Below are 23,516 nucleotides of genomic sequence, written 5' to 3'. Positions count from 1 at the left end.
GATGTTCCGTCTGACTCAATATATGCGCGAACTGGTCGAACCGACGCCGGTGCGCGAACGCAAAGGGCCGGTGAAGCCGGTGGTGATCTGGAACCTGACGCGGCGGTGCAACCTGCGGTGCCGCCACTGCTATACGACCTCGGCGGATGTGCATTTTCCGGGGGAGTTGACCCATGAACAGGCGATGGGCGTGCTGGACGACCTTAAGGGCTTTGGTATCCCCGCGCTGATCCTGTCGGGCGGCGAGCCGCTGTCAAGGTTCGACTTTTTCGAACTGGCCGAGCGCGCGAAGGAATTGCAGTTCCGGCATCTGTCGCTGTCGACGAACGGCACGCTGATCAACGCCGAGAACGCGCAGCGCATTGCCGATCTGGGGTTCGATTATGTCGGCATCTCGCTGGACGGGATCGGCCAGATGAACGACTGGTTCCGCGGTCTGGATGGCGCCTATGATGCGGCGCTGACCGGCGTGCGCGAGCTGTTGAAGCGCGATGTGAAGGTTGGCCTGCGCTTTACCATCACGGACGACAACGCCCACCAGCTTGGCGATATGATGGACCTGTGCGACCGCGAGGGTGTGGACAAGTTCTACCTCTCGCATCTGGTCTACGCGGGCCGTGGTGACAAGCACCGCGGCGACGACACCGAACACAAACGCACCCGCGAGGCGATGGACGATCTTCTGGACCGCGCCTGGGTCGCCGTGGCCGAGGATATGCCGCTAGAGATCGTCACCGGCAATAACGATGCCGATGCGGTCTATTTCCTGCGGTGGGTCGAAAAGAACTTCCCCGACAAAGCCGCACATATCCGCGCGCATCTGGAGGCTTGGGGCGGCAATAGCTCTGGGCTGGGTGTTGCCAATATCGACACGCTTGGCCGCGTTCACCCCGATACCTACTGGTCGGACTATAAGATCGGTTCGGTCAAAGAGACCCCGTTCTCGACGCTATGGACCGGCGACGACCAGATGCTTGCGACGCTGCGCCAGCGCCCGCGCCCGCTTAAGGGCCGCTGTGGGGCTTGTGCCTATAAATCCGTTTGTGGCGGCAATACCCGCATTCGGGCGCTGCAATTGACGGGTGATCCGTGGGCCGAAGATCCGGCCTGCTACATGCGCGCCGAAGAGATCGGCCTTGATGAAGAGGGCGCGCGCGTCACCGTTACTCCTTTCCGTGGAAAGAGCCATGATCCGGAACATCGTTTCTTCTAAGCGCCGCCTTTGGGGCGCTGTTGCCCTTGTCGCGCTGATGGGGCAGGGGGCGCCTGCGTTGGCCGAGCCTGACGCGAAAGCGCTTTTCGATACGCATTGTGCGTCCTGCCATGCCGAAAGCCGCCTGGGGGGCACCGGTCCTGCGCTGATCCCCGAAACGCTGGGGCGCCTTGGCGGTCCCAAGCTGGAGAAGGTCATCGCCGAAGGCCGCGCGGCCACGCAGATGGCCGCCTTCAAGGATGATCTGAGCGCCGAAGAAATCGCGGCGCTGGCGGCCTATATCAGCACGCCTCTGGCCGAGGTTCCACGCTGGAGCATCGAGGACGTTGCCGCCAGTCTGGACCTGAACGCCGAGTATACGCCCTCTGACAAGCCGGTTTTCTCGGGCGATCCGATGAATATCACGCTGGTTGTCGAAAGCGGCGATCACCATATCTCGGTGCTGGATGGCGACAGTTTCGAGGTGCTCGACCGATTTGCCACGCCCTTCGCAGTGCATGGGGGGCCGAAGTTCTCGCCCGACGGGCGCTTTGTCTTTGTGGTGTCGCGCGACGGCTGGGTGCAGAAATATGACATCTGGTCCTTGCAGGTCGTGGGTCAGGTGCGCGCGGGTCTGAATAGCCGCAATGTCGCCATGTCGGGGGATGGTAAATGGCTAGCGGTGGCGAATTACCTGCCGCAGACGCTGACGCTTTTGTCGACCGAAGACCTGAGCGTGCAAAAGGTGATCGACGTGACCGGACCGGGGGGCAAGCCCTCGCGCGTGTCGGCCGTCTATCAGGCACCGCCGCGCGAAAGCTTTGTGCTGGCGCTCAAGGATATTCCGCAGGTCTGGGAGGTATTCTACGGCGAGAACCCGCCTGTCCAGGGCTTCCAGCATGATTACCGGATGGAGCCGCCTGTTACATCGGACGAGCCGTTCCCCGTTCGCAAGATTGCCGTGTCCGACATCATGGACGATTTCTTTTTCGACCCCGACTATGTCCACCTGATCGGCGCCTCGCGTGATGGCGCGCGCGGGCTGGTGCTTGATATGGAGATCGGCAAAGAGGTCGCATCGGTGGACCTGCCCGGTATGCCGCACCTTGGCTCGGGGATCACATGGCCGTGGCATGGCACCACGGTTCTGGCGACGCCGCATCTCAAAGGCTCGGTCATTTCGGTGATCGACATGACAACGTGGAAGACGGTCAAGCAGATCCCGACGATGGGACCGGGGTTCTTCATGCGCTCGCACGATACCTCGCCCTATGCCTGGGCGGATGTGTTCTTTGGCCCGAACAAGGACAAGATGCATATCATCGACAAGGAAACGCTCGAGATCGTGCAGACGCTTGACCCCGAGCCGGGCAAGACGGTCGCCCATGTCGAATTCACCAAGGATGGCGAGGAAGCGCTTGTGTCGATCTGGGAGGATGACGGCGCAGTGATCATCTACGACGCCAAGACCTTGCAAGAGATCAAGCGGCTGCCGATGCGCAAGCCGGTCGGGAAGTATAATGTCTGGAACAAGATCACCTTCGAAAATGGAACCAGCCACTGAGCGGACCCCCGAGGATCAGGCCCGCTATGATGCGCGCTGGCCGGTCTGGAAGCTGGGGGTTCTGCTGTATCCGTTCTCGGCGGGGGCTGTGGCGATCAACCTGTTCATGCTGTCGCTCTTGTGGCAGTGGATCGGATGGCCCGCGATCGCGCCGGTCAACGCGGTTATCGCCTCGGTTCTGCTGGGGGTTCCGGCGACATGGGCGACGGGCCGGTGGGCGCGCTCTCTTATAGACGAGGCTGAGGGCTGGTAATGCACGCATAGCGCGCAAAACGCCCCCGATATGACTTTAGTCAAATCCAGACTCACAGAGGCGTGATAGCCCGAACGCAACAAGCAAGCCGAGTGCTAGGGGCAAGCCATGCGTTCCATTTTGTCACGACCCGCCAAGACAGGCGCAGGGGATGTCGTGACTGACTCGGTTTCCGATTCCGGTGCCTCTTCCCGTTCCCAATCCGACCGTCCCTCCGCCTCGCGCCGCGCGTTCCTGCGTGGTCGTGCCGCGCGCCCGTCGGTGCCGCGCCCCTTTGGCGCGATCGAGGCGATGGCCTTTGAAGAGGCTTGCAACAGCTGTGGCGATTGCGCCCGCGTTTGTCCCGAAGGTATCATCCTGCGCGACGCCGACGGGCTTCCCGTTGTCGATGTGCGCGAGGGCTAATGCACCTTCTGCGGTGATTGCATCGAGGCCTGCCAGACCGGCGCGCTTGTCGCAGGCACGCCCTGGGGCTGGGTCGCGGGGCTGAGCGCCGATAGCTGCCTGTCGGTCAATGCCGTTTCCTGCCGCACCTGCGAAGACCAGTGTGAAGCGGGCGCCCTGCGCTTCCGGCTGCAAACCGGCGGTCGCGCCACTCCTGAAATCGACACCGAGGCCTGCACGGGCTGCGGGGCTTGCGCCTCGTCCTGCCCGAACGGTGCTCTCGGGCTTGTCCCCGCCAGCCAATCCCTTCCTGCATCCGAACCGATGGAGACCCGCCCATGCTGAATATCTGCGGCTGTCTCGTGCAGACCCAACCGGACCTGACCGAGGCCGTCATCAATGCGATCAATCTGACCCAGGGCGGAGAAGTCCACGCCCATGAGGGCGGGCGGATCGTTATCACCGTCGAGGATACGCCTGACATGCGTGCCTCTGACCAGATCATGGAGATCCACCAGATCCCCGGAGTTCTGGGCGTGACGCTTACCTACCACCATTTCGAGGCGCTCGACGACGAGCCGGCGCCCCAGACCCTTTCCTGACCGGGAGACTGACACATGACGCTCGATACTTCTCGCCGCTCCTTCCTGAAAGCCACCGCCGCTGCTGCGACGGCCTCGGCTGCCGGGATTACCTTGCCCGAAGGGGCGCAGGCCGCTACCCCCAGCACGGATATCCGCTGGGACAAGGCCGCATGCCGCTTCTGCGGAACCGGTTGTTCGGTTCTCGTGGGGGTCAAAGATGGTCGCGTGGTCGCAACCCAGGGCGACCCCGAGGCGCCGGTGAACCGCGGCCTCAACTGCATCAAGGGCTACTTCCTGTCCAAGATCATGTATGGCAAGGACCGCCTGACCCAGCCGCTCTTGCGTAAAACCAACGGCGTTTACGACAAGGAAGGCGAATTCACCCCCGTCAGCTGGGATGAAGCCTTCGACGTGATGGCGCAGAAATGGAAAGAAGCCCTCAAGAAGAAAGGCCCGACCTCGGTCGGCATGTTCGGCTCGGGCCAATGGACGCTGTGGGAAGGCTATGCCGCCGCCAAGTTCATGAAGGCCGGTTTGCGCTCGAACAACATCGACCCGAACGCACGTCACTGCATGGCCTCGGCCGTGGCGGGCTTCATCCGCACCTTTGGTATCGACGAGCCGATGGGCTGCTATGACGACCTTGAGCACGCGGATGCCTTCGTGCTTTGGGGCTCGAACATGGCCGAGATGCACCCGATCCTGTGGTCGCGCCTCACCGACACCCGCCTGACCAAGCCGGGCTGCGAAGTGCACGTTCTCTCGACCTTCGAACACCGCTCGTTCGAACTGGCCGACAACGGTATGGTGTTCACGCCGCAAACCGACCTCGCGATCCTGAACTACATCGCGAATTACATCATCGAAAACGATGCGGTGAACTGGGACTTCGTGAACAAGCACGTCAACTTCACGAAAACCGCGACCGACATCGGCTATGGTCTGCGCCCCGAGCACGAGCTTGAAAAAGCCGCTGCCAACGCAGGCGCGGGCAAGATGGAACCGATCGACTTTGAAGCCTATAAGGCGATGGTCGCGGAATACACGCTTGAAAAAACCGCCAAGCTGTCGGGCGTTCCGGCCGATAAGCTGCTGCGTCTGGCCAAGCTTTATGCCGACCCGAACAAGAAGGTCATGTCGCTCTGGACGATGGGCTTCAACCAGCACACCCGCGGCTCGTGGGTCAACTCGCTGATGTATAACGTCCACCTTCTGGTTGGCAAAATCGCAGAGCCGGGTAACTCGCCCTTCTCACTGACGGGTCAGCCCTCGGCGTGCGGCACCGCGCGTGAGGTTGGCACCTTCGCCCACCGTCTGCCCGCCGACATGGTGGTCGCGAACGACAAGCACCGCGAGATCTGCGAAACCGCGTGGAACATCCCGCCGGGCACCATTCCGGCGAAACCGGGCTTCCACGCCGTGTTGCAAAACCGGATGCTCAAAGACGGTGTGCTGAACGCCTATTGGGTGCAGTGCAACAACAACATGCAAGCCGCCCCCAACATGAACGAAGAAGGCTTCCCGGGCTATCGCAACCCCGAGAACTTCATCGCCGTGTCGGACCCCTATCCGACCGTGACGGCGCTGGCCGCTGACCTGATCCTGCCCACCGCGATGTGGGTCGAAAAGGAAGGCGCCTACGGTAACGCGGAACGCCGCACCCAGTTCTGGCGCCAGCAGGTGCAGGCTCCGGGCGAGGCGAAGTCGGACGTCTGGCAGGTGATGGAATTCTCCAAGCGCTTCACCGTCGAAGAGGCATGGGGCGAAGAACTGCTCGCCCTCAAGCCCGAGCTTCGCGGCAAAACGCTGTATGAGGTCCTGTTCGAGAACGGTGTCGTCAACAAATACCCGCTGTCGGAAACGGCTGAAGGGTTCGAAAACGACGACAGCCGCGACTTCGGCTTCTACATCCAGAAGGGTCTGTTCGAGGAATACGCAGCCTTCGGGCGCGGCCATGCGCATGACCTTGCTCCGTTCGACACCTATCACCAGGCGCGCGGCCTGCGCTGGCCGGTGGTTGACGGCAAGGAAACGCTGTATCGCTTCCGCGAAGGCTATGACCCCTATGTGCCTGCGGGCGAGGGCGTGCGCTTCTACGGCAAACCCGATGGCAAGGCCGCGATCATCTTCGCGCCCTACGAGCCTGCGGCAGAAAGCCCGGATGAAGAGTTCAACCTCTGGCTCTGCACGGGCCGTGTGCTTGAGCACTGGCACTCGGGGTCGATGACGCGCCGCGTGCCTGAACTTCACCGCGCCTTCCCGGCGGCTGTGGTCTTCATGCACCCCGAAGACGCGAAAGAGCGCGGCCTCAAGCGTGGTCAGGAGATCCGCATCTCCACCCGTCGCGGCTCGATCTCGTCGCGCGTCGAGACCCGTGGCCGGAACAAGCCGCCGCGTGGGCTTGTGTTCATGCCGTGGTTCGACGAAGGCCAGCTGACCAACATGCTGACGCTCGACGCAACCTGCCCGATCTCGAAAGAGACCGACTTCAAGAAATGCGCCTGCAAGGTGGAGCGGGCATAACCGCCCCACCAACCAGTAGCTAAGGAGAAAAGGCGATGTCCGCCGCCAAAGCAAAAGCCAAACCTGTCGATCGCCGGCGCTTCCTGATGGATGCGGCGCGCGCGGCAGCGGGCTGTGCGGTGGCGGGCACGCTGCTTGGGGTCTATGCGCGCGATGCCCGCGCGCTGCCCGCCGAAGCCTTGCGCCCGCCGGGTGCTTTGGCTGAAAACGATTTTCTTGCCGCCTGCATCCGCTGTGGCCTGTGCGTGCGCGATTGTCCTTATGACACGCTGGCGCTGGCTGAACTTGGCGTCGATGGCGCGGCAACCGGAACGCCCTTCTTCACCGCGCGCGATATTCCGTGCGAAATGTGTGACGACATCCCCTGTGTTCAGGCCTGCCCGACGGGCGCGCTTGATCCGGCGCTGACCGTGATCGACGACGCGAAAATGGGTGTCGCGGTGCTGGTCGATCAGGAGAACTGCCTCAATTCGCTGGGGCTGCGCTGCGATGTTTGCTACCGCGTCTGCCCCGTGATTGACGAGGCGATCACCCTTGAGCGCCAGCATAACGAACGCTCGGGCCACCACGCGATTTTCATGCCTGTCGTCCATGCCGAGTTCTGCACCGGCTGCGGCAAATGCGAGAAATCCTGCGTGCTGCCAGAAGCCGCGATCAAGGTTCTGCCCGAGCGACTGGCACGCGGCAAACTGGGCGAGCATTACCGCCTTGGCTGGGAGCAGATGGAAGAAAACGGCGGCGCGCTGGTGGATGGTCTGATCGACCTGCCTGACCGTCTGCCCGGCCCCGGAACCGATAACCTTGCGGCGCCGGGCGGGTTCGAACCTGCCTTCAAGCTGCCGGTCGGAGGTGCACAATGAGCGCCAAGACCAAACTCCCCACCGCCGCCGAGGCGATCCGCGTCAAAGGCTGGCTCGGCGCGCATAAATACCTGCTGCTGCGGCGCCTGTCGCAGATCGCCTTCCTTGCGATTTTCCTGATCGGGCCGTGGTTCGGCATCTGGTGGGTGAAGGGCAATCTGGCTGGGTCGCTGACCCTGGATGTGCTGCCGCTGACCGATCCGCTGGTTCTGTTGCAAGGTATCGCGGCCGGGCACTGGCCGGAGCTGACCGCCATTACCGGCGCGCTGATCGTTGGCGTGACTTACGCGCTGATCGGCGGGCGGGTCTATTGTTCCTGGGTCTGCCCGATCAACCCGGTGACGGATGGTGCGCACTGGCTGCATGACAAGCTCGGCCTGCAAAAAGGCTGGCAACCCAAGCGCAATACCCGCTACTGGATGCTCGCGATGGTCTTTGCGGTTTCGGCGCTGACCGGCACAATCGCGTGGGAGTTCGTGAACCCCGTGACCATGCTGCACCGCGGTCTTGTCTTTGGCGCGGGTTTCGCCTGGACCTTCGTGATCGCGGTCTTCCTGTTCGACCTGTTCGTTTCGCGCCGTGGCTGGTGTGGCCATATCTGCCCCGTCGGCGCCTTCTATGATCTGCTCGGCATGAAATCGGTGCTGCGCGTCTCGGCCAGCAACCGCGCGGCCTGTGACGACTGCATGGATTGCTTTGCCGTCTGCCCCGAAATGCACGTCATCTCGCCAGCGCTGCGCGGAAAAGGCGAGGAGACGCCGCTGATCCTGTCACCCGACTGCACCAATTGCGGTCGCTGCATCGATGTCTGCGCCGTCGATGTGTTCCGTTTCACCCATCGTTTCGATACCAGCCCTGCGGCGGGTCGGGATGATGCAACCCGTTCCCCGGCACCCGATACGCGTGCCGCCTGAGTTCAGATGGAGACTATGCCATGAAACAGCCCGCTCTTCTCAGTGTTCTGGCCGCTGCGGCCTTCGCGCTTGCCGCTGGCAGCGCATTGTCGCAATCGGCAGACGCCGTGCAATCCCTGCGTGGGGCGCAAGTCGACCAGGAGGTCGGCGTCGAACCTGTCTTCCATCAGGAAGAACAGCGCTTTGACCGCGCCTATCGCCAGCAGCCGCCGCTGATCCCGCACACGATCGACAAATACCAGATCGACATGAAGGCCAACGAGTGCCTTGGCTGTCACGAATGGGCAAACGCCCCGGATCGTGGCGCGCCGGTTCTGTCGATGACCCACTACGTCGATCGCAACGGCGTGCAAAGCGAGACCGTTTCGGCGCGCCGCTGGTTCTGCAACCAGTGCCACGTTCCGCAGGTCAACGCGCCTGATCTTGTTGAAAACACCTTCAAGCCGTTCGGCCAGTAAGGCCCGCGTTCGAGGATCAATCCGATGTCCGATAAACCAAATAATGAACCGCGCCCTGGCCTGATCAGCCGGATCTGGCGCTTCCTCGCTAGCCCCTCGGGGGTCTTTTCGCTCGGCTTCCTGCTGGTCGTGGGCTTTGTCGCGGGTATTCTGTTCTGGGGTGGTTTCCACACCGCGCTGGAGATGACCAACAACGAGCAGTTCTGCACCTCGTGCCACGAGATGGAGGATAACGTCTACGCCGAATACCAAGGTTCAGTGCACCAGAATAACAGCTCTGGCGTGCGCGCAACCTGCCCCGATTGCCACGTTCCAAAAGACTGGGGCCCCAAGATCATTCGCAAGATCCAGGCATCGAAAGAGCTTTATGGTCACTTCATTTCAAAGTCGATCTGGACCCGCGAAAAGTTCGAGGAAAAGCGTATCGAACTTGCCTCGCATGAATGGGCGCGGATGAAGAAAACCGACTCGCGCGAGTGCCGCAACTGCCACAACTTCGAGTTCATGGACTTCACGCTTCAGGAAAACCGTGCCGCCTCTAACCACCAGAAGGCGCTGGACGAGGGCAAGACCTGCATCGATTGCCACCAGGGGATCGCCCACGATCTGCCCGCCGGTTATCTGGATCGCTACAAGGAAGTGGTCAGCGAGCTTGAGGCCGACGGCGTGATCGACCCGCCGAAGGTCAAGGCCGCGCAGGTGAAATCCTATCTGGACAACACCAGCTCGAACTAAGAACCTTATTCGGGCGCGGCTATCCGGCTGCGCCCGTTTTTTACGGAAAGCGCGCGATGGAACTGGCTTGCCTCAATGCCCCCGAGCGGGGGGATACCAACCGCCTTCTGGCCGATCTGGCGGAACGCGCTGCGGCGCGGGGCTTGCGGCTGTGCGGGACGGTGCAGGTGAATACGCCGCTTGAGGGCACGCATCACTGCGATATGGATGTGACGGTGCTGCCCGCGGGGCCGGTCTTGCGCATCTCGCAATCGCTGGGGCCAGAGGCGCGCGGCTGTCGGCTGAACCCGCATGTTCTGGAAACGGCGGTGCGGCATACGCAGGAACAGCTCGCCCGCGGTGTTGATCTGATGATCGTCAATAAATTCGGCAAGCACGAGGCCGAGGGCCGGGGCTTTCGCGAGGTCATTGCCGAGGCTCTGGCGCAGGGCATTCCGGTGATTGTGGGCCTGAACGGGCTGAACGAGGCGGCATTCGCCGAGTTCGCGGGCGATTTCGCCACCGTTCTGCCCGCCGATCCGGCGGCTTTGGACGCATGGGCCGCAAAGGTCGCGCCCGAGGCAAAGGCCTGCAGCGCGGGGTGAACCCTCGCCCGTTATTTTCGCATAGCAAAGAAATGATCGGTCGGCCCGTGGCCCTGACCGACCGATAGCCCATCCGCCGCGCGGATCGCGCCAAGGGTATAGGCTTTGGCGGCTTTTGCCGCCTCGGCCGGGGGCAGGCCGTGCGCGCGCTGCGTCGCCAGCGCCGAGGCCAGCGTGCAGCCTGTGCCATGTGTGTTCTTGGTCGCAATGCGCGGTGCCTCGATCCAGAGGGGCGCATCGGTGAAAAACAGATCGGGGCAGTCCTCTGCCGCCAGATGCCCGCCTTTCAGATAGACCGCCCGCGCGCCCAGATCGCGCAGGGCGCGGGCCTGCGCCTCCATTTCGGCGCGCGATGTCGCCTCGGCACACCCCAGAAGCACGGCCGCCTCGGGCAGGTTGGGTGTGACGATGTCGCAGATCGGCAAGAGCAGGTCGCGTAGCGGGGGAAGGGCGTCCGTGGCAAGCAGCGTATTGCCACCCTTGGGCCGCATTACCGTATCCAGAATCACGGGGGCAGGGTGGTCGCGCAGCGCCTTGGCAATCGCTTCGGTGATCTCCGCAGTTCCCAGCATCCCGATCTTGATCGCATCCACGCGAATATCCGCAAGCACCGCCGCTATCTGTGCGGCGACAAACGCTGGCGGCAAAAGCCGGATGTCGGACACGCCGCGCGTGCTCTGCGCTGTCAGCGCGGTGATCGCCGCCATCGCGTAGCCGCCATTTGCGCAGATCGCCTTTATGTCGGCCTGAATTCCCGCCCCGCCCGAGGGGTCAGAGCCAGCTATCGCCAGAACATTCGGGATGTGCGGAAGGTGGGGCTGTGTCATTGGCGGCTCTCTGCGGCTTGACCCAACATAGCCCGCTAAGCCCGCGGTTGACAGGACCGTTTGTTCCGCCCCGCACATGCGGTATAGGGTGGTCGAAACTGCATGACAGGGCCAACGCGAAGATGCCAGCCGACGAAACCATTGTGCCCCTTGGGGCGGCCTATTTTCCGGTGCCAGCCGGCAGCGCCACGCGGCGCTATGCCTTTATTCTGGTGCCGGGGTTCACGCTTTTGGCCTTTAGTTCGGCGGTCGAGCCTTTGCGCATTGCCAACCAGTTGTCGCAGCAGCCGCTCTATAAGTGGCAGCTTTTGTCAGAGACCGGCGCGCCGGTGGCCAGCTCGTCGGGCATTTCGGTCTGTGTCGATGCGGCGCTCGCGCCGATGGACCGCGCGACACGGACTTTTGTCTGCGCGGGTAATCCGGCCTCGGCGGCGGCGGCTCCCAAAGTGGTTGCCGCGATCCAGCGCCATGCGCGGTTCGGGGGCGCCGTGGGCGGGATTTGCACCGGCGCGGTGGCGCTGGCGGCGGCGGGGCTGCTGGCCGATCGGGCGTTTACCCTGCACTGGGAAAACCAGCCTGCCTTTACCGAAGATTATCCCGCGCTTTGCCCGACCGTGAACCGTTTCGAGGTCTCAGACGGGGTGATGACCTGTGGCGGCGGGGCTGCGGCGACGGATATGATGCTCTCGCTCATCGCCGAGGATTACGGCACCGAGTTCGCCGCGATGGTCTCCGAGATGTGTTTGCGCAAGGTGATGGTGGGGATCGAGAAAGAGCAGCGCTCGTCGATGGCGGTGCTGATCCGGTCGCGCAATCCGGGGCTGTTGAACATCGTCAACCTGATGAATGCGCATATTGAAGACCCGCTGTCGCTGGATGATCTGGCCGAGGCGGCAGGGTTTTCGCGCCGCCATATCGAGCGGATGTTCCTGTCGGTTCTGGGCGAGTCCCCCGGTGATTATTATCGCGGCATCCGGCTAGATCGCGGGCGCAATCTGCTGTCCACGACCGATCTGGGGCTTCTGGATGTGGCGCTGGCCTGCGGCTTTGGCTCGGTCGCGCATTTCTCCAAAAGCTTCAAATCGCGCTTCGGGGTGACACCGACCAAGTTCAATCGCCCGATCAAGGGCGGGCGGCCCACGGCCTCGCGCTAGAACCGCGCGCGGAATCGCGCCATCTCGCGCGGCTCGGGCGGGCGGCCGGTGTAGATTTCGACGTAATGCGGGATACGGTCGAGGCGGGTTTCCAGCGGCTCTTCGGATTGCATCGAGATATAGCCGATCTGCACCAGATAGATCGTGCGCGCCCGCACGTCGGCGTCGCGCGGATCGTGCCCCCAACGGATCAGCATCCCGGTCAGTGCCGCCAGGCGGTGCGCGTCGGCCTCGGTGATGCGTGCAAGGATAGCCGCATCTTTCAGCGCCCAGCCACGCATCGCGAATTCAAGCTTTGCGTCAAAGGTGTCCGCCTGCAAAAAGCAGGCGAGCAGGTTGAGCATCGCCTCGGTCTCGGTCTCGGCAAACTCGCGCGTGGCGGCGGTAAGGGGGGCGGTCGTGCGCGCCTCCCACATATCGGCCAGCGCGCTCAGCAGCGCCGCGCGATCCTTGAAGAACCAGTAAAACGAGGTGCGCGAGAGTTTGAGGCTCTCGGCTAGCGGCATGATCTTCACCGCATCCACGCCTTCGCGAATCAGCGCGCCATAGGCGGCGTCCAGCCATCCCTCGCGCGATCCACGCCAGCCGGTTTCGTTTTTTTCGGTCTCGTCCATGCGCTTACCCTAAGCGAGTATTGAGGTTTTCACAAGAAATGTTCTGTGGTGACTGAAAACTTGACAGTTGTGAACATTACGGGTGAAATAGCGCAGACTCGAGAGGAGACCGCCCCATGTCCAACGACCCGCTTTTGCAGCCCTACAAGCTCAAGCATCTCACCCTGCGCAACCGCATCATGATCACCAGCCACGAGCCGGCCTACCCCGAGGACGGCATGCCCAAGGGCCGCTACCGCGCCTATCACGTGGAGCGCGCCAAGGCCGGTGTGGCGCTGACGATGACCGCAGGGTCCGCCTCGGTCGCGCAGGATAGCCCGCCCGTGTTCAATAACATCCTTGCGTGGAAGGATGAGGTTGTGGGCCACATGAAGCAGCTTGTGGACGAGGTACACGATCACGGCGCGGCGGTGATGATCCAGCTCACCCACCTTGGCCGCCGCACCCGGTGGGACAAGGCCGACTGGCTGCCCGTGGTGGCCCCGAGCCACGAGCGCGAAGCCTCGCACCGCGCCTTCCCCAAGCGGATGGAAGACTGGGATATGACCCGCATCATCGGGGATTTCGCCGATGCGGCGGAGCGGATGAAGATGGCGGGCGTCGATGGCATCGAGCTTGAGGCTTATGGCCACCTGCTTGAGCAATTCTGGTCGCCGCTCACGAACGACCTTGAGGCGCCCTATGGCGGCAGCCTTGAAAACCGGCTCAAGTTTACCTTTGATGTGCTCGGTGCAATCCGCAAACGCTGTGGGCCAGATTTCATCGTGGGCCTGCGCTACACGGGCGATCAAGACCTGCCCGGCGGCATGACCAAAGCCGAGGGTATGACGGTCAGCCAGCGCCTGAAAGACAGCGGGTTGGTAGACTTTTTGAACGTGGTGAAGGGCCATATCGACACTGACCCCGGCCTGACCGACCTGATCCCGATCCAAGGTATGCGCAACGCGCCGCACCTTGATTTTGCGGGTGAAATTCGTGCGGCGACGGGCTTCCCCACCTTCCACGCGGCGAAAATTCCGGACGTTGCTACCGCGCGCCACGCCATTGCGAGCGGCAAGCTTGATATGGTGGGCATGACCCGCGCGCATATGGCCGACCCGCATCTGGTGCGCAAAATCATTGAAAAGCGCGAAGATGACATCCGGCCTTGCGTCGGCGCGAACTACTGCCTCGACCGGATCTATCAGGGCGGTCTGGCGTTCTGCCTGCATAACGCCGCAACGGGCCGCGAAGAAACGATGCCGCACGACATTCCGGCGGCGGTAACGAAGAAGCGCGTCACCATCGTGGGCGCCGGCCCGGCTGGCATGGAGGCTGCCCGCGTGGCGGCCGAGCGTGGCCATGCGGTGACCGTGTTCGAAGCTGCCGACCAGCCCGGCGGGCAAATCCGCCTGACCGCGCAAGACGAGCGCCGCCGCGAGATGATCTCGATCATCGCCTGGCGCATGGCGCAATGCGAGGCGAAGGGCGTGGACTTCCGCTTCAACACATTCGCCGAGGCGGCGGACATTCTGGCCACCAACCCCGACGAGGTGATCATTGCCACCGGCGGGATGCCGCATACCGAGGTGCTGGGGCAGGGCAACGACTTGGTCGTGTCCACCTGGGATATTCTCTCGGGCGATGTGAAGCCGGGGCAGAATGTTCTGGTGTTTGACGACGCGGGCGACCATGCGGGCCTGCAAGCCGCCGATAAAATCTCGGCCACCGGCGCCAGGGTGGAAATCGTCACGCCGGACCGCAGCTTTGCGCCCGAGGTGATGGCAATGAACCTCGTGCCCTACATGCGCAACCTGCAACATCGCGATACCACCTTTACCGTGACGTGGCGGCTGATGGATGTGGCGCGCGAGGGCAACCAGCTGCGCGCGCGCCTTGGCAGCGACTACGGCGATTTCACCCGCGAGCGCGTGGTGGATCAGGTGGTGGTGAACCACGGCACCCGCCCGCTTGATGAGCTTTACTTCGAGCTGAAGCCGCAATCGTCGAACCTTGGCGAGGTAGACTACAAGGCGCTGACCAATGGCCGTGCGCAGGCTGTCGCGCGCAACCCTGCAGGAACATTCCGCCTGTTCCGCATCGGGGATGCGGTGGCCGCGCGCAACACCCACGCCGCCATTTACGACGCACTGCGTCTGGTCAAAGACCTCTGAGATCTGCCTGAACCTTCTCCGCTTTCGGGCGGAGAGGGGGCCTTGGTTTTCCCCTATGCGCCCCCTGCAGACAGGATGCCCCAAAAAGTAGTGCCTGCCTTCGGGGGAGGACATCGGATCGTGTGCGCCATTGGGATCATGCGCTGTAGCCTGATATGAGCGGATATTTCGGGGTCTGACCGACGGGGCTACCGCTTTGCGCCGATCTGCGCCATCCTGCGCGGGGTGGTGCAAACGGAGATCCGAGTGAGACGTTTTTTCCTGCCGGTCGCGCTTGGGGCGCTGATCTTTGCCTTCTGGCTGAACCCGAGCGTGCAGGACATCGCGGCGGGGGTTGCGATTTTCCTGTTCGGGATGCTGATGCTTGAAGACGGGTTCCGGCTGCTTAGCGGCGGCCTGCTGGAGCGGATTTTGCAAGCCTCGACCCGCTCGACACCCCGCGCGGTGCTGTTCGGCACGGTCTCGACCGCGCTGCTGCAATCCAGCTCGCTTGTGTCGGTGATCACGATCTCCTTCCTCAGCACCGGGCTGATCTCGCTGATCGGCGGGGTCGGGGTGATTTTCGGCGCGAATATAGGCACGACAACGGGCGCATGGCTGGTGGCGGGGCTGGGGCTGAAGGTGAATATCGCCGCCTTTGCAATGCCGATGATCGCGCTCTCTATCGTGCTGGTGTTTCAAAAGGCCAAACCCCTGCGCGGGATCGGGTATGCGCTGGCGGGGATGGGCTTTCTGTTCCTTGGCATCCATTACATGAAGGTCGGCTTTGACAGCTTCAAGGACGAGATCGACCTTGATCAGGAGCGCGCCACCGTCGAGGATCGCGCGCGCCACACGACGCAAAAGGTTGATGTGCTGATCCGCGCGCGCCATCTGAGCGCGGCGGATGCGACCTCGTTCCTGAACGACTCGGGCTAGGCCCACGTCAGACAGCAAGTCTTCGCGCGATGCCAAGGGCGCGATTGTAGATTTTCTTTGCATGAACGGGGGAGGGAAGTGCAGGTTTCTGTTGCCAGGTACCTGCGAACCCCGCCTAGGGCTGCTAAGCGCTAGGACTTAAGTTTCGGCGACCCGAACTGCTTACGCAGCCAGAGCCATTGCCGGAGCACGGTTGTCATTGGCAACTGTACGTTTTGCACCGATAACGGTGGTAGCTCACCGAGACAAAGCTAACATCTTTAGACGTTCGTCGATCCTGTTTCGGCCCCATTCGCCCCCAATGAGGGATGTCTGGTGGAGCCGCCGGGTACCGCCCCCGGGTCCGATCCGTTTATTACATGCGCGTTTATGTCCATAGTCCCCGAAAGGACGTGACCAATATACGGCCCCCTGCGCGAGGCTTCAAGGCGGCGCCTCAAATAAAGCCGGGGCTGGCGGCGCCCGCGCGCCGGATTAATCCTCTTGTTCAGGCAGGCCTTCGCGCGACAGGATCACCGCCAGCGGGCGCAGCGTCGGGGACTGCGCGCAGACGATCATCAGCGCCACCATGATCGGCACTGCCAGAAACATCCCCGGCAGCCCCCAGACCGCGCCCCAGAAGGCCAGCGAGATGATGATCCCGAAGGACGAGAGCCGCAGCGCGTGCCCCATCAGCATCGGGTCGATGATATTGCCGATCACGAACTGGATCGAGCCGGTCACAAGAAACACCCCGAAGGCGCTCGAGACGTTCTGCGTCAGCACATAGACCGCCAGCGCGGCCACTACTGTCGAGATGATCGAGCCAATCGAGGGGATGAAATTCAGCGCGAATGTCAGAATCGCGACAGGCATCGCCAGGCCGAAGCCGCCCACGACAAATACGCCGTAAACGGCTGCGGCGGTGATCACTGAAACCATCGCTTTCACCAGCAGATAGCGGTTGACCCTATGCATGATCGAGGCACCCATTCGCGCTACATGCCGCGCCGATGTCTCGTCACCCATCAGGCTTACAAGTTTTGCGTGAAACCAGATGCGCTCGGCAAAGAGGAAGCCGACAAACAGCGTGATAAGGACGGTTGCGGACAAGAGGTTCGAGGCCTGTCCGGCCAGTGAGCTGAGGTATCCCGCGACCTGAAAATTGCGCATCGAATCCAGCACGGCTGCCTCGACATCGGTTCCCATCCAGCGGAACATCTGGGCGAATGCTCGCTGCGCGGGCTCGGCATAGGCCAGGATCATCGTAACGACCTCGTTCGCCTGCGAGATCAGAATTGCCGAGAGCGACAATAGCCCCGAGGCGATCATCGCCAGAGCAACAAGCGAGGCCAGCCAGTTCGGAATGCGAACCGGCCCGACATGGACCTTGCGCATAGTGTTGATCGCCTCGGAGGTCAGCGAGAACAGGATAATCGCGATTGCCAGAGAGATCAGGATAAACCGCGCCTGCACCAGCAAGAACAGCACCAGCGCAAAGGCGATAATGCCCAGTAGCACATTTGTAAGTTGCCGCGGCTCACGCCGCCGCTCGTGCGTAAGGGCAGGGGCTGTCTCGTGTCCCGAAGAGTGGTCTTTCATTGCTTTGCGATCCATCGTTCCTCTGCCAGCCCTTCGCCCGCGAACCCCATGCTAGAGGGGGGCAAAGCCCATGACAAGCGACGCCCATATATGCTGGCGCGATTGATCGAAATTAAGCGCACCAGCCCCTTGCATCCTGCACATGGTTTCGGATAGACCCGCCGGCGGACGGGTGGCCGAGTGGTCGAAGGCGCACGCCTGGAAAGTGTGTAGGCGGGGAACCGTCTCGAGGGTTCGAATCCCTTCCCGTCCGCCACTTGCACATTGCAAAACCGATATGAGGTCCCTGACGGGGCCTTTTTTCTTTTTGTTTCAAAGGAGTTTAGTGAGGCCGTCCGACTTTCGGAGACTGGCGATTGGGCAGAAATCGGTCTCTGAACGCCCCGCGTCTCTTTCCATCCGCCCTTCACCCAAATCGAGGCGGATTCAAAAAGTAACGCACTTTCAGTAAGTTGGCGAAATCGAATTGCGCCGCAGTTGCAGCGGGTTCGTCTGCTCTCGGTGCGAACAGAGACACCAGAAGGCGGCGTGGTCGTGCGGGTTGGAGCGCAATTTGCAGGGCATGCTGCCCAATTTGATACTTGAACCGAGGTCCGAAAGCAGAAACAAGCCGACAGTGATCATATCAGCCTAAAATCGTTACATGGCACCTCAAAATCGCCTTAGCTTTATGCCAATTTACCGCTGTCAAAAAAGGGATGCTTGTCGCTCCTCAGACGATGCTGACTGATAGCGAACAGGTTTGCTTATCTTCCTTATCTGCCCGTCCGCAGTTCCCCGCTTCAGCCAGGCGTTTACTTGCGCTTTCTCCAACTCTAGACGCGCAGCGATATCCTCGACATTCATTGGGTCGCCATCGGTTAACTCCCGCAAGCGCAGGAGAAACAAGCTGTAGAAGTCGCTCGCAGGTTCTGAAGAGCTGTAGTCTGCGTCGGTCTTCGCGATGGGATTGCCTGGGGGCGGCGCATCGGCAGCCCCATCATCACTCTCTGCAGAAGTGGCCTTCGTGGGTGTAGTGGCTGTTTCAGCAGCAGCGTTCACCGTCTCGGATTGCAGTAGCGGTAATCCCGCTTCTTCGGGTGCCGCATCCCCGCCGGCAACCATTTCCCACAAGGTTGACAGCACCGGCACATCTCGCGGAAACCAGCGCGCACCCTTCTGGACCAACGCCGCGTTGCCGGATGCAGGGTCGTCCTTCGGCTGCACCCAGAGTGGTACCCATTCGCTTTTCAGGTCTTCAATCGCGCCGTTCCAGGTGCCTCCCTTGTCGGGCGTGCTGTTCACGACCACGGCAGCATCGGACAGACAGTAGATATGCTTGTTCCTTGCCATGGCATTGCCGACGTTGAAGCCGGCCTCCGGGTTGAACGGCGAGACCAAAACCAAGTCGCCGGCGAGCAGGTGCTTGCGATATTTCGCAGATGTCGCTGCGCGAAGAAGGCTATCTGCCAGCACTCCGACTGATGTGCCCTCACTTTCGAGGGCGCTGAGCATCGCGCTCTCGTCCACGCCACGAGCACCGCCGGAAATCACCGACAGACCTTGGTTGGCGGCGGCTCGAGCCAAACTCGCTGAGAAGTTGAGGTCTGCTTCGTCGGCATCACGGGATCCCACCACCGCGACGCCGCCTTTGTTGAGAAGCGTTTTGTTGCCGCAACCAAAGAGTACCGGAGGAGAGTCAAGGCGCAGCCTGCGCTTAAGTCTTTCCGGATAGTCGGGCTCAGATCGGGTAACGAACCATAGCCCAGCCCGCTGCCATTTTTCCAACGCCAGGCCGAGTGCTGCGCCACGATCCAGCAGGCCTTCGATCCTTTGCAGGGTGACGGTACGGTCCATCCAGCCGGAAAGAAGGGATTGCGGGTCACCCTTGAGGAGTCGCGATGGCTCCAGTTCATGGTCCTTGAGCCAGAGAGCGAACCGTCCCCATTCCCTGACCGATAGTGGCTTGGCGTCTGTCTTGCCAAAGGGGACTGTGAGGAGGATGATCGCTTGTGCTTGGGAACTCAGGTTCATTCTAGGCCCCAATGCTCGAGGTTGTGAGAGCGCAAGGCCAAACGGGGCCACTGCCGGCGTTTCGAAGAAGGGCAGAGGCAATCGTTAGCGTCCAAGCAGAGTCGACTACATCATCCACCAGCAACACGGGGCCAGCTGGCACCGGTCCGTCGATCTCAAAGACGCCGTCCAGGTTCCTGCACTGATGAAATCTGTTCTGCTGCACTTTCTGTGGCTCGTTTCCCTTTACCTTCTTTACCACCGGTTTGAACGGCAGTCCCAGTGCGTCGGCAAGACGGTGGGCGAAGTCGGGAACGAGAGTGGGATTGTTCAACGAGGGCACACAGGTCACCCATGCCGGTCTTGGCGTGGGCCGCCAGCGATCGTTCAGCATCTCCGTGACTGCATGGACCAGTTCGTCTCGGAAGTAGCCAGCGTGCTTGTCGGCGGCGACCAACTGTCCCCAGCCGGCGTCGCCCCATCGCGACAGGATCCGACCGGTTTCGGCGCGGAGTGCTGCGGGGATGTTCCCGCTGAGCCCGTATTTGCGCAGTGCGTTCCTGGCGACCTGTTTGTTGCACTCCAGCTCTAGTTCCGCGTGACGGAGGTATCGCGCGGCTGAGATAGCTATCTCACGGGTGAAGTCCGGGTCTACAATCGGTCGCCCCAGACACTTGGCACATTTTCCGCATGGTTGAGGATCGGCATCATCGAGCGCTTTTGCCAGGAACTCCATCAAGCAGCTCTGCGCTGCGACGTAGCTCTTGACTTCTTCCCATTCTGTCTCGCGTTGTCCGGTCAAGCGCTCGATCTTTTCGTGGTCCATTCGATAGGGCACGGGTGTCCGCTGCCATGTTGAGCCTGACTTGAGGACCGGCGCCGGGTTCTCCACCGAAAGGAACTTGAGCACCTGCTCAATCTGGCCACGCCGTAGGTTGACGGCCTCTTCAAGTTGCAGGACGCTCAGACCATCACTTTCCTCAAGCGCCTCCAGAATGGCGAGGACCCACCTCTCCTTGGGGAATGCGCTTTTCCTGAAGTAATCATGGATTTGCGAGTCTTCCTCGCCCGACATCAGCACACCGACGGCATGGTCTATGGCGCGACCGGCACGACCGACCTGCTGGTAGTATGCGACGATTGAGCCCGGCGCTTGGTAATGTACGACGAATCCAAGATCGGGTTTGTCATAGCCCATTCCGAGCGCAGTTGTTGCGACCAGAGCCTTTATTTCGTTGTTGAACAGTTTGCGTTCGAGGTGCTGACGATACGCATCCGAGTCCTGAAAGCCATCGCCAACCACGCCGCTGAAATACGCTCGGGCATCGATCCCATGCAATTGTAGCCAGTCGGCAACCTGCTTCGCGTCTCGCTTCGTGAGCGTGTAGACGATCCCGGTTCCGGGTAAAGCACTGACGTGCTCTGCCATCCATGCCAACCGTGCGGCTTGGGTTGGCAGTTGAACAGTCTGCAGGGCGAGGGTGCTGCGCATCAGGCTTCCACGCTGAATGCCGATGTCACCAAGCTGGTTGTGAACATCCTCGATCACGCGGTTGTTCGCGGTGGCGGTGGTGCCGAGGATCGGGACGTTGGCGGGCATGCGCTGCAAGATGTTGACGAGTCGGCGATAGTCCGGACGAAAATCGTGACCCCAGTCGGAAATGCAATGCGCCTCATCTACCACGAGCAGACCGATCCGCTCAGCTATAGGCAGCAAAACCTTCTCCACGAATTCCTCATTTGCGAGGCGCTCAGGCGACACCAGCAGCGCATCTACTTCGTTCCTCCTGACGGCACGCTCGACGTCAGGCCAATCGTCTCGGTTGGTCGAGTTGACGGTGCGCGCGCGGACCCCTAGCCGCTCTGCGGCTTCGATCTGGTTGCGCATCAAAGCTAAGAGCGGGGACACGATGAGAGTTGGTCCGCGTCCGCGGTCGCGAAGGATGCGTGTCGAGATGAAGTAGACGGAGCTCTTGCCCCACCCGGTCCGCTGGACCACGAGCAACCGCTCTCGCCGGTTCACAAGTGCATCAATCGCATCCCACTGCCCATCGCGGAACTCGGCGGCTCCATTGCAAAGTGCAAGCCTGAGAAGTTCGAGAGCGGCTGCCTGATCAGTCACGCGTTCATCCTGTTTTTGTCATGTTCAATAGCTTCCGGAAGGGCTGGACCTCCCTTAGCTAGATTGGGATGGAAATCTTCAGACGCGCCGAGTGTTGCAACTGCCTTCTAGAATGGTATCACGTCATCGATTGCAGGCGGCAATGTAGAATGGTTACGGTCGTATTCTTCGTTCCCCCGTGCTTCTTGTCTATCAGATAGGCCAATCAGCTTTCCACCGATTTGGTTCACAATAATTTCTGTGCTGTAGCGATCTTCACCTGATTGTGCCTGCCATTTTCGCGTTTCTACTCGGCCTTCGATATAGACCTTATTTCCCTTTTTCAGGTAATTTTGAGCGTATTGTGCGGCATTCTGGTCAAAGACGCTGACGGTATGCCATTCCGTTCGCTCGCGTTTTTCACCTGAAGCACGATCTGTCCACTGTTCACTGGTAGCTACTCGCAGGTTGGCCACTTTTTGGCCGCTTGGCAGGTCTCGAACATCTGGGTCCGCGCCCAGGTTGCCGACGATGATCACCTTATTCACGCTGCCAGCCATAGACTGTTCCCCTTCGTTGAAGCCCGCCACCGATCATTTGGTTGAAGTTAGTAGGCGATGCTTGCCGAAGCAACGGAGGGAATCGCGGCCGCTGAATTCATAACACCCGCCCCACCTGTTCGCCCCAAACCTCCCCTGCCACAAAACACAAATCGTACAGGCTGACCGCCGACGCCTCTCGCCCGCAGGTCAGCCGCTTCAGCACATTCGGTGCCAGATAGGCCAACCGTAGTTGGCGGCTGACATGGCGCTCGGCCAACCCGACGGCTTCCGCCAGTTCTTGAATTGTTCTCAAATAGCCAGCATCCATTCGCCAACGCCAACGCTACTCCCGCCCAATGGAGAGGAGAATACGCGGATCCTGCGTCTGGTCCTCGCTAGGCCGGTCGTCGGCATGCAGCAGCCTTATTGGTCAACAACGTTTCGATGATCACGACGTCTACCTTGGCTATCTGTTCCATCCCGGATGATCACATAGACCCTCGCCGCTCCGCTCTGTTCATGGCAAGATCGGTTCTGCGCGAGGTGCGGGAGGGGATGGGAGCATGCTGATCTCTCTGCATAAGCAGGCGACGACGACGCCGAAGATCCGGGCCGCAATCCAGGCGAGCAGCGAACCGGCGTGGATGGTGGCCGAGCGCTAAGGGATCTCCGAGCAGACGGTCTGGAAATGGCGAGGCCGCGAAAACGTCCACGACCGGAGCCACACGCCGCATCGTTTGCAGACGACGTTGACACCGGCGGAGGAGGCCGTCGTGGTGGCGCTGCGCAAGGCGCTCTCCTGCCGCTCGACGACCTGCTCGCCGTGGCGCGCGAGTTCCTCAATTCGCATGTTTCCCGCTCGGGCCTCGACCGCTGCCTGCGGCGCCATGGGGTGGGCAACTTGCAGGCGCTGAAGCCGAAGGAGCCCAAGCCCGCGCACGGCACCTTCAAGGCTTACGAACCCGGCTACCTGCACATCGACGTGAAATACCTGCCCCAGATGGCCGACGAGGACCGCCGCCGCTACCTCTTCGTGGCCATCGACCGGGCGACGCGCTGGGTCTTCGTGCGCATCTATCCGGCACAGACCGCCGCCAACGCGCGGAGGTTCCTCCGCGACCTGGAGCGCGCGGCCCCGATGAAGATCACCCGCGTTCTCACCGACAGCGGCAAGGCCTTCACCGACCGCCTGTTTGGCCTGCGCAAACGCGCAGCCACCGGACAGCACGAGTTCGACCTGCTCTGCGCCGAGCTTGGCATCGAGCACCGCCTGACCCCGCCGATGCGGCCACAGACGAACGGCATGGTCGAGAGGTTCAACGGCCGGATCGAGGACGTCTTGCAGAGCCATCGCTTCCAGAGCGGCGAGGACCTGCAACAGACCCTCCTGCGCTAGGTCCACCTCTACAACAGCCAGCTCCCGCAATCAGCCCTGAAGGGCCGAACGCCCATCAACGCCCTCAAGGACTGGCAGCGCCAAAAGCCCGAGCTGTTCAGGAAGCGCGTATACAATCACGTGGGATCTGACAGCTATCAGCGTTGTCATATCAGTTTATATGACCTTTATATATTTTTATTCACTT

The 23,516-nt window shown here is 61.6% G+C and carries 22 protein-coding genes, 1 tRNA gene, 1 other RNA gene and 2 pseudogenes; 18 read left to right on the top strand and 8 right to left on the bottom strand.

Annotation, left to right across the window (positions count from 1 at the left end; translation table 11 throughout):
- The first annotated feature begins 1 nt into the window (after position 1).
- From nirJ to RYZ20_RS08205, 13 genes and pseudogenes are all read left to right on the top strand, one after another.
- Positions 2-1,213, top strand: coding sequence for a heme d1 biosynthesis radical SAM protein NirJ (gene nirJ, locus RYZ20_RS08260; protein WP_317672338.1), 1,212 nt, complete (start codon positions 2-4; stop codon positions 1,211-1,213).
- Positions 1,188-2,756: a cytochrome D1 domain-containing protein gene (locus RYZ20_RS08255; RefSeq protein ID WP_317672337.1), complete on the top strand. Its 1,569-nt coding sequence runs from the start codon at positions 1,188-1,190 to the stop codon at positions 2,754-2,756. Before nirJ ends, RYZ20_RS08255 begins: the two co-directional genes overlap by 26 nt.
- A complete protein-coding gene (locus RYZ20_RS08250) occupies positions 2,740-3,009 on the top strand; it encodes a hypothetical protein (RefSeq protein ID WP_317672335.1) in 270 nt (89 codons plus the stop codon). The genes RYZ20_RS08255 and RYZ20_RS08250 overlap by 17 nt, the downstream gene beginning before the upstream one ends.
- 108 nt (positions 3,010-3,117) lie before the next feature.
- Entirely contained in the window at positions 3,118-3,414 is a 297-nt protein-coding gene (locus tag RYZ20_RS08245; protein WP_317672333.1) for a 4Fe-4S binding protein, read from the top strand.
- Positions 3,415-3,459, top strand: a pseudogene (locus tag RYZ20_RS15865) (4Fe-4S binding protein); the annotation flags it as partial.
- Positions 3,460-3,495: 36 nt separating this feature from the next.
- Positions 3,496-3,738, top strand: coding sequence for a 4Fe-4S binding protein (locus RYZ20_RS08240; protein WP_411572346.1), 243 nt, complete (start codon positions 3,496-3,498; stop codon positions 3,736-3,738).
- Positions 3,732-3,995 carry a chaperone NapD gene (locus RYZ20_RS08235; protein ID WP_317672330.1) on the top strand — a complete coding sequence of 88 codons (264 nt, stop codon included), beginning with the start codon at positions 3,732-3,734 and terminating at the stop codon, positions 3,993-3,995. Before RYZ20_RS08240 ends, RYZ20_RS08235 begins: the two co-directional genes overlap by 7 nt.
- 15 nt (positions 3,996-4,010) lie before the next feature.
- Positions 4,011-6,500 (top strand): nitrate reductase catalytic subunit NapA, encoded by a 2,490-nt coding sequence (gene napA / locus RYZ20_RS08230; RefSeq protein WP_317672328.1) that lies wholly within the window; start codon positions 4,011-4,013, stop codon positions 6,498-6,500.
- Between the two features lie 35 nt (positions 6,501-6,535).
- Positions 6,536-7,360 (top strand): ferredoxin-type protein NapG, encoded by an 825-nt coding sequence (napG, locus tag RYZ20_RS08225; RefSeq protein ID WP_317672326.1) that lies wholly within the window; start codon positions 6,536-6,538, stop codon positions 7,358-7,360.
- Positions 7,357-8,274, top strand: coding sequence for a quinol dehydrogenase ferredoxin subunit NapH (gene napH / locus RYZ20_RS08220; protein ID WP_317672324.1), 918 nt, complete (start codon positions 7,357-7,359; stop codon positions 8,272-8,274). The genes napG and napH overlap by 4 nt, the downstream gene beginning before the upstream one ends.
- A 20-nt stretch (positions 8,275-8,294) precedes the next feature.
- Positions 8,295-8,732: a nitrate reductase cytochrome c-type subunit gene (locus RYZ20_RS08215; RefSeq protein ID WP_317672322.1), complete on the top strand. Its 438-nt coding sequence runs from the start codon at positions 8,295-8,297 to the stop codon at positions 8,730-8,732.
- A 24-nt stretch (positions 8,733-8,756) separates the two neighbouring features.
- Positions 8,757-9,467: a NapC/NirT family cytochrome c gene (locus RYZ20_RS08210; RefSeq protein ID WP_317672320.1), complete on the top strand. Its 711-nt coding sequence runs from the start codon at positions 8,757-8,759 to the stop codon at positions 9,465-9,467.
- Positions 9,468-9,523: 56 nt separating this feature from the next.
- Complete coding sequence (locus tag RYZ20_RS08205) at positions 9,524-10,051, top strand: DUF2478 domain-containing protein (protein ID WP_317672318.1); 528 nt, start codon at positions 9,524-9,526, stop codon at positions 10,049-10,051.
- Positions 10,052-10,062: 11 nt separating this feature from the next.
- Here RYZ20_RS08205 and thiD read toward each other — a convergent pair whose 3' ends face one another.
- Positions 10,063-10,878, bottom strand: a complete 816-nt coding sequence (gene thiD / locus RYZ20_RS08200) for a bifunctional hydroxymethylpyrimidine kinase/phosphomethylpyrimidine kinase (protein WP_317672316.1) — start codon at positions 10,876-10,878, stop codon at positions 10,063-10,065.
- Positions 10,879-11,000: 122 nt separating this feature from the next.
- On the opposite strand from thiD, the gene RYZ20_RS08195 reads away from it, so the two are divergent.
- Complete coding sequence (locus tag RYZ20_RS08195; protein ID WP_317672314.1) at positions 11,001-12,032, top strand: GlxA family transcriptional regulator; 1,032 nt, start codon at positions 11,001-11,003, stop codon at positions 12,030-12,032.
- Here RYZ20_RS08195 and RYZ20_RS08190 read toward each other — a convergent pair.
- A complete protein-coding gene (locus RYZ20_RS08190) occupies positions 12,029-12,646 on the bottom strand; it encodes a TetR/AcrR family transcriptional regulator (protein WP_317672312.1) in 618 nt (205 codons plus the stop codon). The genes RYZ20_RS08195 and RYZ20_RS08190 overlap by 4 nt on opposite strands.
- Positions 12,647-12,762: 116 nt before the next feature.
- On the opposite strand from RYZ20_RS08190, the gene hpbA reads away from it, so the two are divergent.
- Positions 12,763-14,799 (top strand): N-methyl-L-proline N-demethylase HpbA, encoded by a 2,037-nt coding sequence (gene hpbA / locus RYZ20_RS08185; RefSeq protein WP_317672310.1) that lies wholly within the window; start codon positions 12,763-12,765, stop codon positions 14,797-14,799.
- A gap of 246 nt (positions 14,800-15,045) precedes the next feature.
- Complete coding sequence (locus RYZ20_RS08180) at positions 15,046-15,717, top strand: Na/Pi symporter (RefSeq protein ID WP_317672308.1); 672 nt, start codon at positions 15,046-15,048, stop codon at positions 15,715-15,717.
- 77 nt (positions 15,718-15,794) lie between these two features.
- Here the strand turns inward: RYZ20_RS08180 and ssrA are convergent.
- Positions 15,795-16,148, bottom strand: a transfer-messenger RNA (tmRNA) gene (gene ssrA, locus RYZ20_RS08175).
- 43 nt (positions 16,149-16,191) lie between these two features.
- Entirely contained in the window at positions 16,192-17,313 is a 1,122-nt protein-coding gene (locus RYZ20_RS08170; protein ID WP_317672306.1) for an AI-2E family transporter, read from the bottom strand.
- Between the two features lie 151 nt (positions 17,314-17,464).
- Here RYZ20_RS08170 and RYZ20_RS08165 point away from each other — a divergent pair.
- Positions 17,465-17,554 (top strand) — tRNA-Ser (locus tag RYZ20_RS08165).
- A gap of 431 nt (positions 17,555-17,985) precedes the next feature.
- On the opposite strand, the gene RYZ20_RS08160 is transcribed toward RYZ20_RS08165, so the two are convergent.
- The 4 genes from RYZ20_RS08160 to RYZ20_RS08145 form a co-directional block, all read right to left on the bottom strand.
- A complete protein-coding gene (locus RYZ20_RS08160) occupies positions 17,986-19,311 on the bottom strand; it encodes a DNA-processing protein DprA (RefSeq protein ID WP_317672304.1) in 1,326 nt (441 codons plus the stop codon).
- 1 nt (position 19,312) lies between these two features.
- Positions 19,313-21,412 (bottom strand): RecQ family ATP-dependent DNA helicase, encoded by a 2,100-nt coding sequence (locus RYZ20_RS08155; RefSeq protein ID WP_317672302.1) that lies wholly within the window; start codon positions 21,410-21,412, stop codon positions 19,313-19,315.
- Positions 21,413-21,519: 107 nt separating this feature from the next.
- A complete protein-coding gene (gene ssb, locus RYZ20_RS08150; protein WP_317672300.1) occupies positions 21,520-21,951 on the bottom strand; it encodes a single-stranded DNA-binding protein in 432 nt (143 codons plus the stop codon).
- Between the two features lie 97 nt (positions 21,952-22,048).
- Positions 22,049-22,261 (bottom strand): hypothetical protein, encoded by a 213-nt coding sequence (locus RYZ20_RS08145; RefSeq protein WP_317672298.1) that lies wholly within the window; start codon positions 22,259-22,261, stop codon positions 22,049-22,051.
- 235 nt (positions 22,262-22,496) lie between these two features.
- On the opposite strand from RYZ20_RS08145, the pseudogene RYZ20_RS08140 reads away from it, so the two are divergent.
- Positions 22,497-23,461 (top strand): annotated as a pseudogene (locus RYZ20_RS08140) (IS481 family transposase); the annotation flags it as partial.
- Positions 23,462-23,516 lie beyond the last annotated feature (55 nt).

Origin of the sequence: Pseudothioclava alba (genome assembly GCF_033100795.1) — a bacterium.
Classification (GTDB): domain Bacteria; phylum Pseudomonadota; class Alphaproteobacteria; order Rhodobacterales; family Rhodobacteraceae; genus Pseudothioclava.
This window is presented reverse-complemented; position numbering and strand designations above follow the sequence as displayed.

Bases quoted from the DNA above. Each gene is read 5' to 3' on its own strand.
- nirJ (WP_317672338.1), top strand. From the start codon at position 2: ATGTTCCGTCTGACTCAATATATGCGCGAACTGGTCGAACCGACGCCG.
- RYZ20_RS08255 (WP_317672337.1), top strand. From the start codon at position 1,188: ATGATCCGGAACATCGTTTCTTCTAAGCGCCGCCTTTGGGGCGCTGTT.
- RYZ20_RS08250 (WP_317672335.1), top strand. From the start codon at position 2,740: ATGGAACCAGCCACTGAGCGGACCCCCGAGGATCAGGCCCGCTATGAT.
- RYZ20_RS08245 (WP_317672333.1), top strand. From the start codon at position 3,118: ATGCGTTCCATTTTGTCACGACCCGCCAAGACAGGCGCAGGGGATGTC.
- RYZ20_RS08235 (WP_317672330.1), top strand. From the start codon at position 3,732: ATGCTGAATATCTGCGGCTGTCTCGTGCAGACCCAACCGGACCTGACC.
- napA (WP_317672328.1), top strand. From the start codon at position 4,011: ATGACGCTCGATACTTCTCGCCGCTCCTTCCTGAAAGCCACCGCCGCT.
- napG (WP_317672326.1), top strand. From the start codon at position 6,536: ATGTCCGCCGCCAAAGCAAAAGCCAAACCTGTCGATCGCCGGCGCTTC.
- napH (WP_317672324.1), top strand. From the start codon at position 7,357: ATGAGCGCCAAGACCAAACTCCCCACCGCCGCCGAGGCGATCCGCGTC.
- RYZ20_RS08215 (WP_317672322.1), top strand. From the start codon at position 8,295: ATGAAACAGCCCGCTCTTCTCAGTGTTCTGGCCGCTGCGGCCTTCGCG.
- RYZ20_RS08210 (WP_317672320.1), top strand. From the start codon at position 8,757: ATGTCCGATAAACCAAATAATGAACCGCGCCCTGGCCTGATCAGCCGG.
- RYZ20_RS08205 (WP_317672318.1), top strand. From the start codon at position 9,524: ATGGAACTGGCTTGCCTCAATGCCCCCGAGCGGGGGGATACCAACCGC.
- thiD (WP_317672316.1), bottom strand. From the start codon at position 10,878: ATGACACAGCCCCACCTTCCGCACATCCCGAATGTTCTGGCGATAGCT.
- RYZ20_RS08195 (WP_317672314.1), top strand. From the start codon at position 11,001: ATGCCAGCCGACGAAACCATTGTGCCCCTTGGGGCGGCCTATTTTCCG.
- RYZ20_RS08190 (WP_317672312.1), bottom strand. From the start codon at position 12,646: ATGGACGAGACCGAAAAAAACGAAACCGGCTGGCGTGGATCGCGCGAG.
- hpbA (WP_317672310.1), top strand. From the start codon at position 12,763: ATGTCCAACGACCCGCTTTTGCAGCCCTACAAGCTCAAGCATCTCACC.
- RYZ20_RS08170 (WP_317672306.1), bottom strand. From the start codon at position 17,313: ATGGATCGCAAAGCAATGAAAGACCACTCTTCGGGACACGAGACAGCC.
- RYZ20_RS08160 (WP_317672304.1), bottom strand. From the start codon at position 19,311: ATGAACCTGAGTTCCCAAGCACAAGCGATCATCCTCCTCACAGTCCCC.
- ssb (WP_317672300.1), bottom strand. From the start codon at position 21,951: ATGGCTGGCAGCGTGAATAAGGTGATCATCGTCGGCAACCTGGGCGCG.
- RYZ20_RS08145 (WP_317672298.1), bottom strand. From the start codon at position 22,261: ATGGATGCTGGCTATTTGAGAACAATTCAAGAACTGGCGGAAGCCGTC.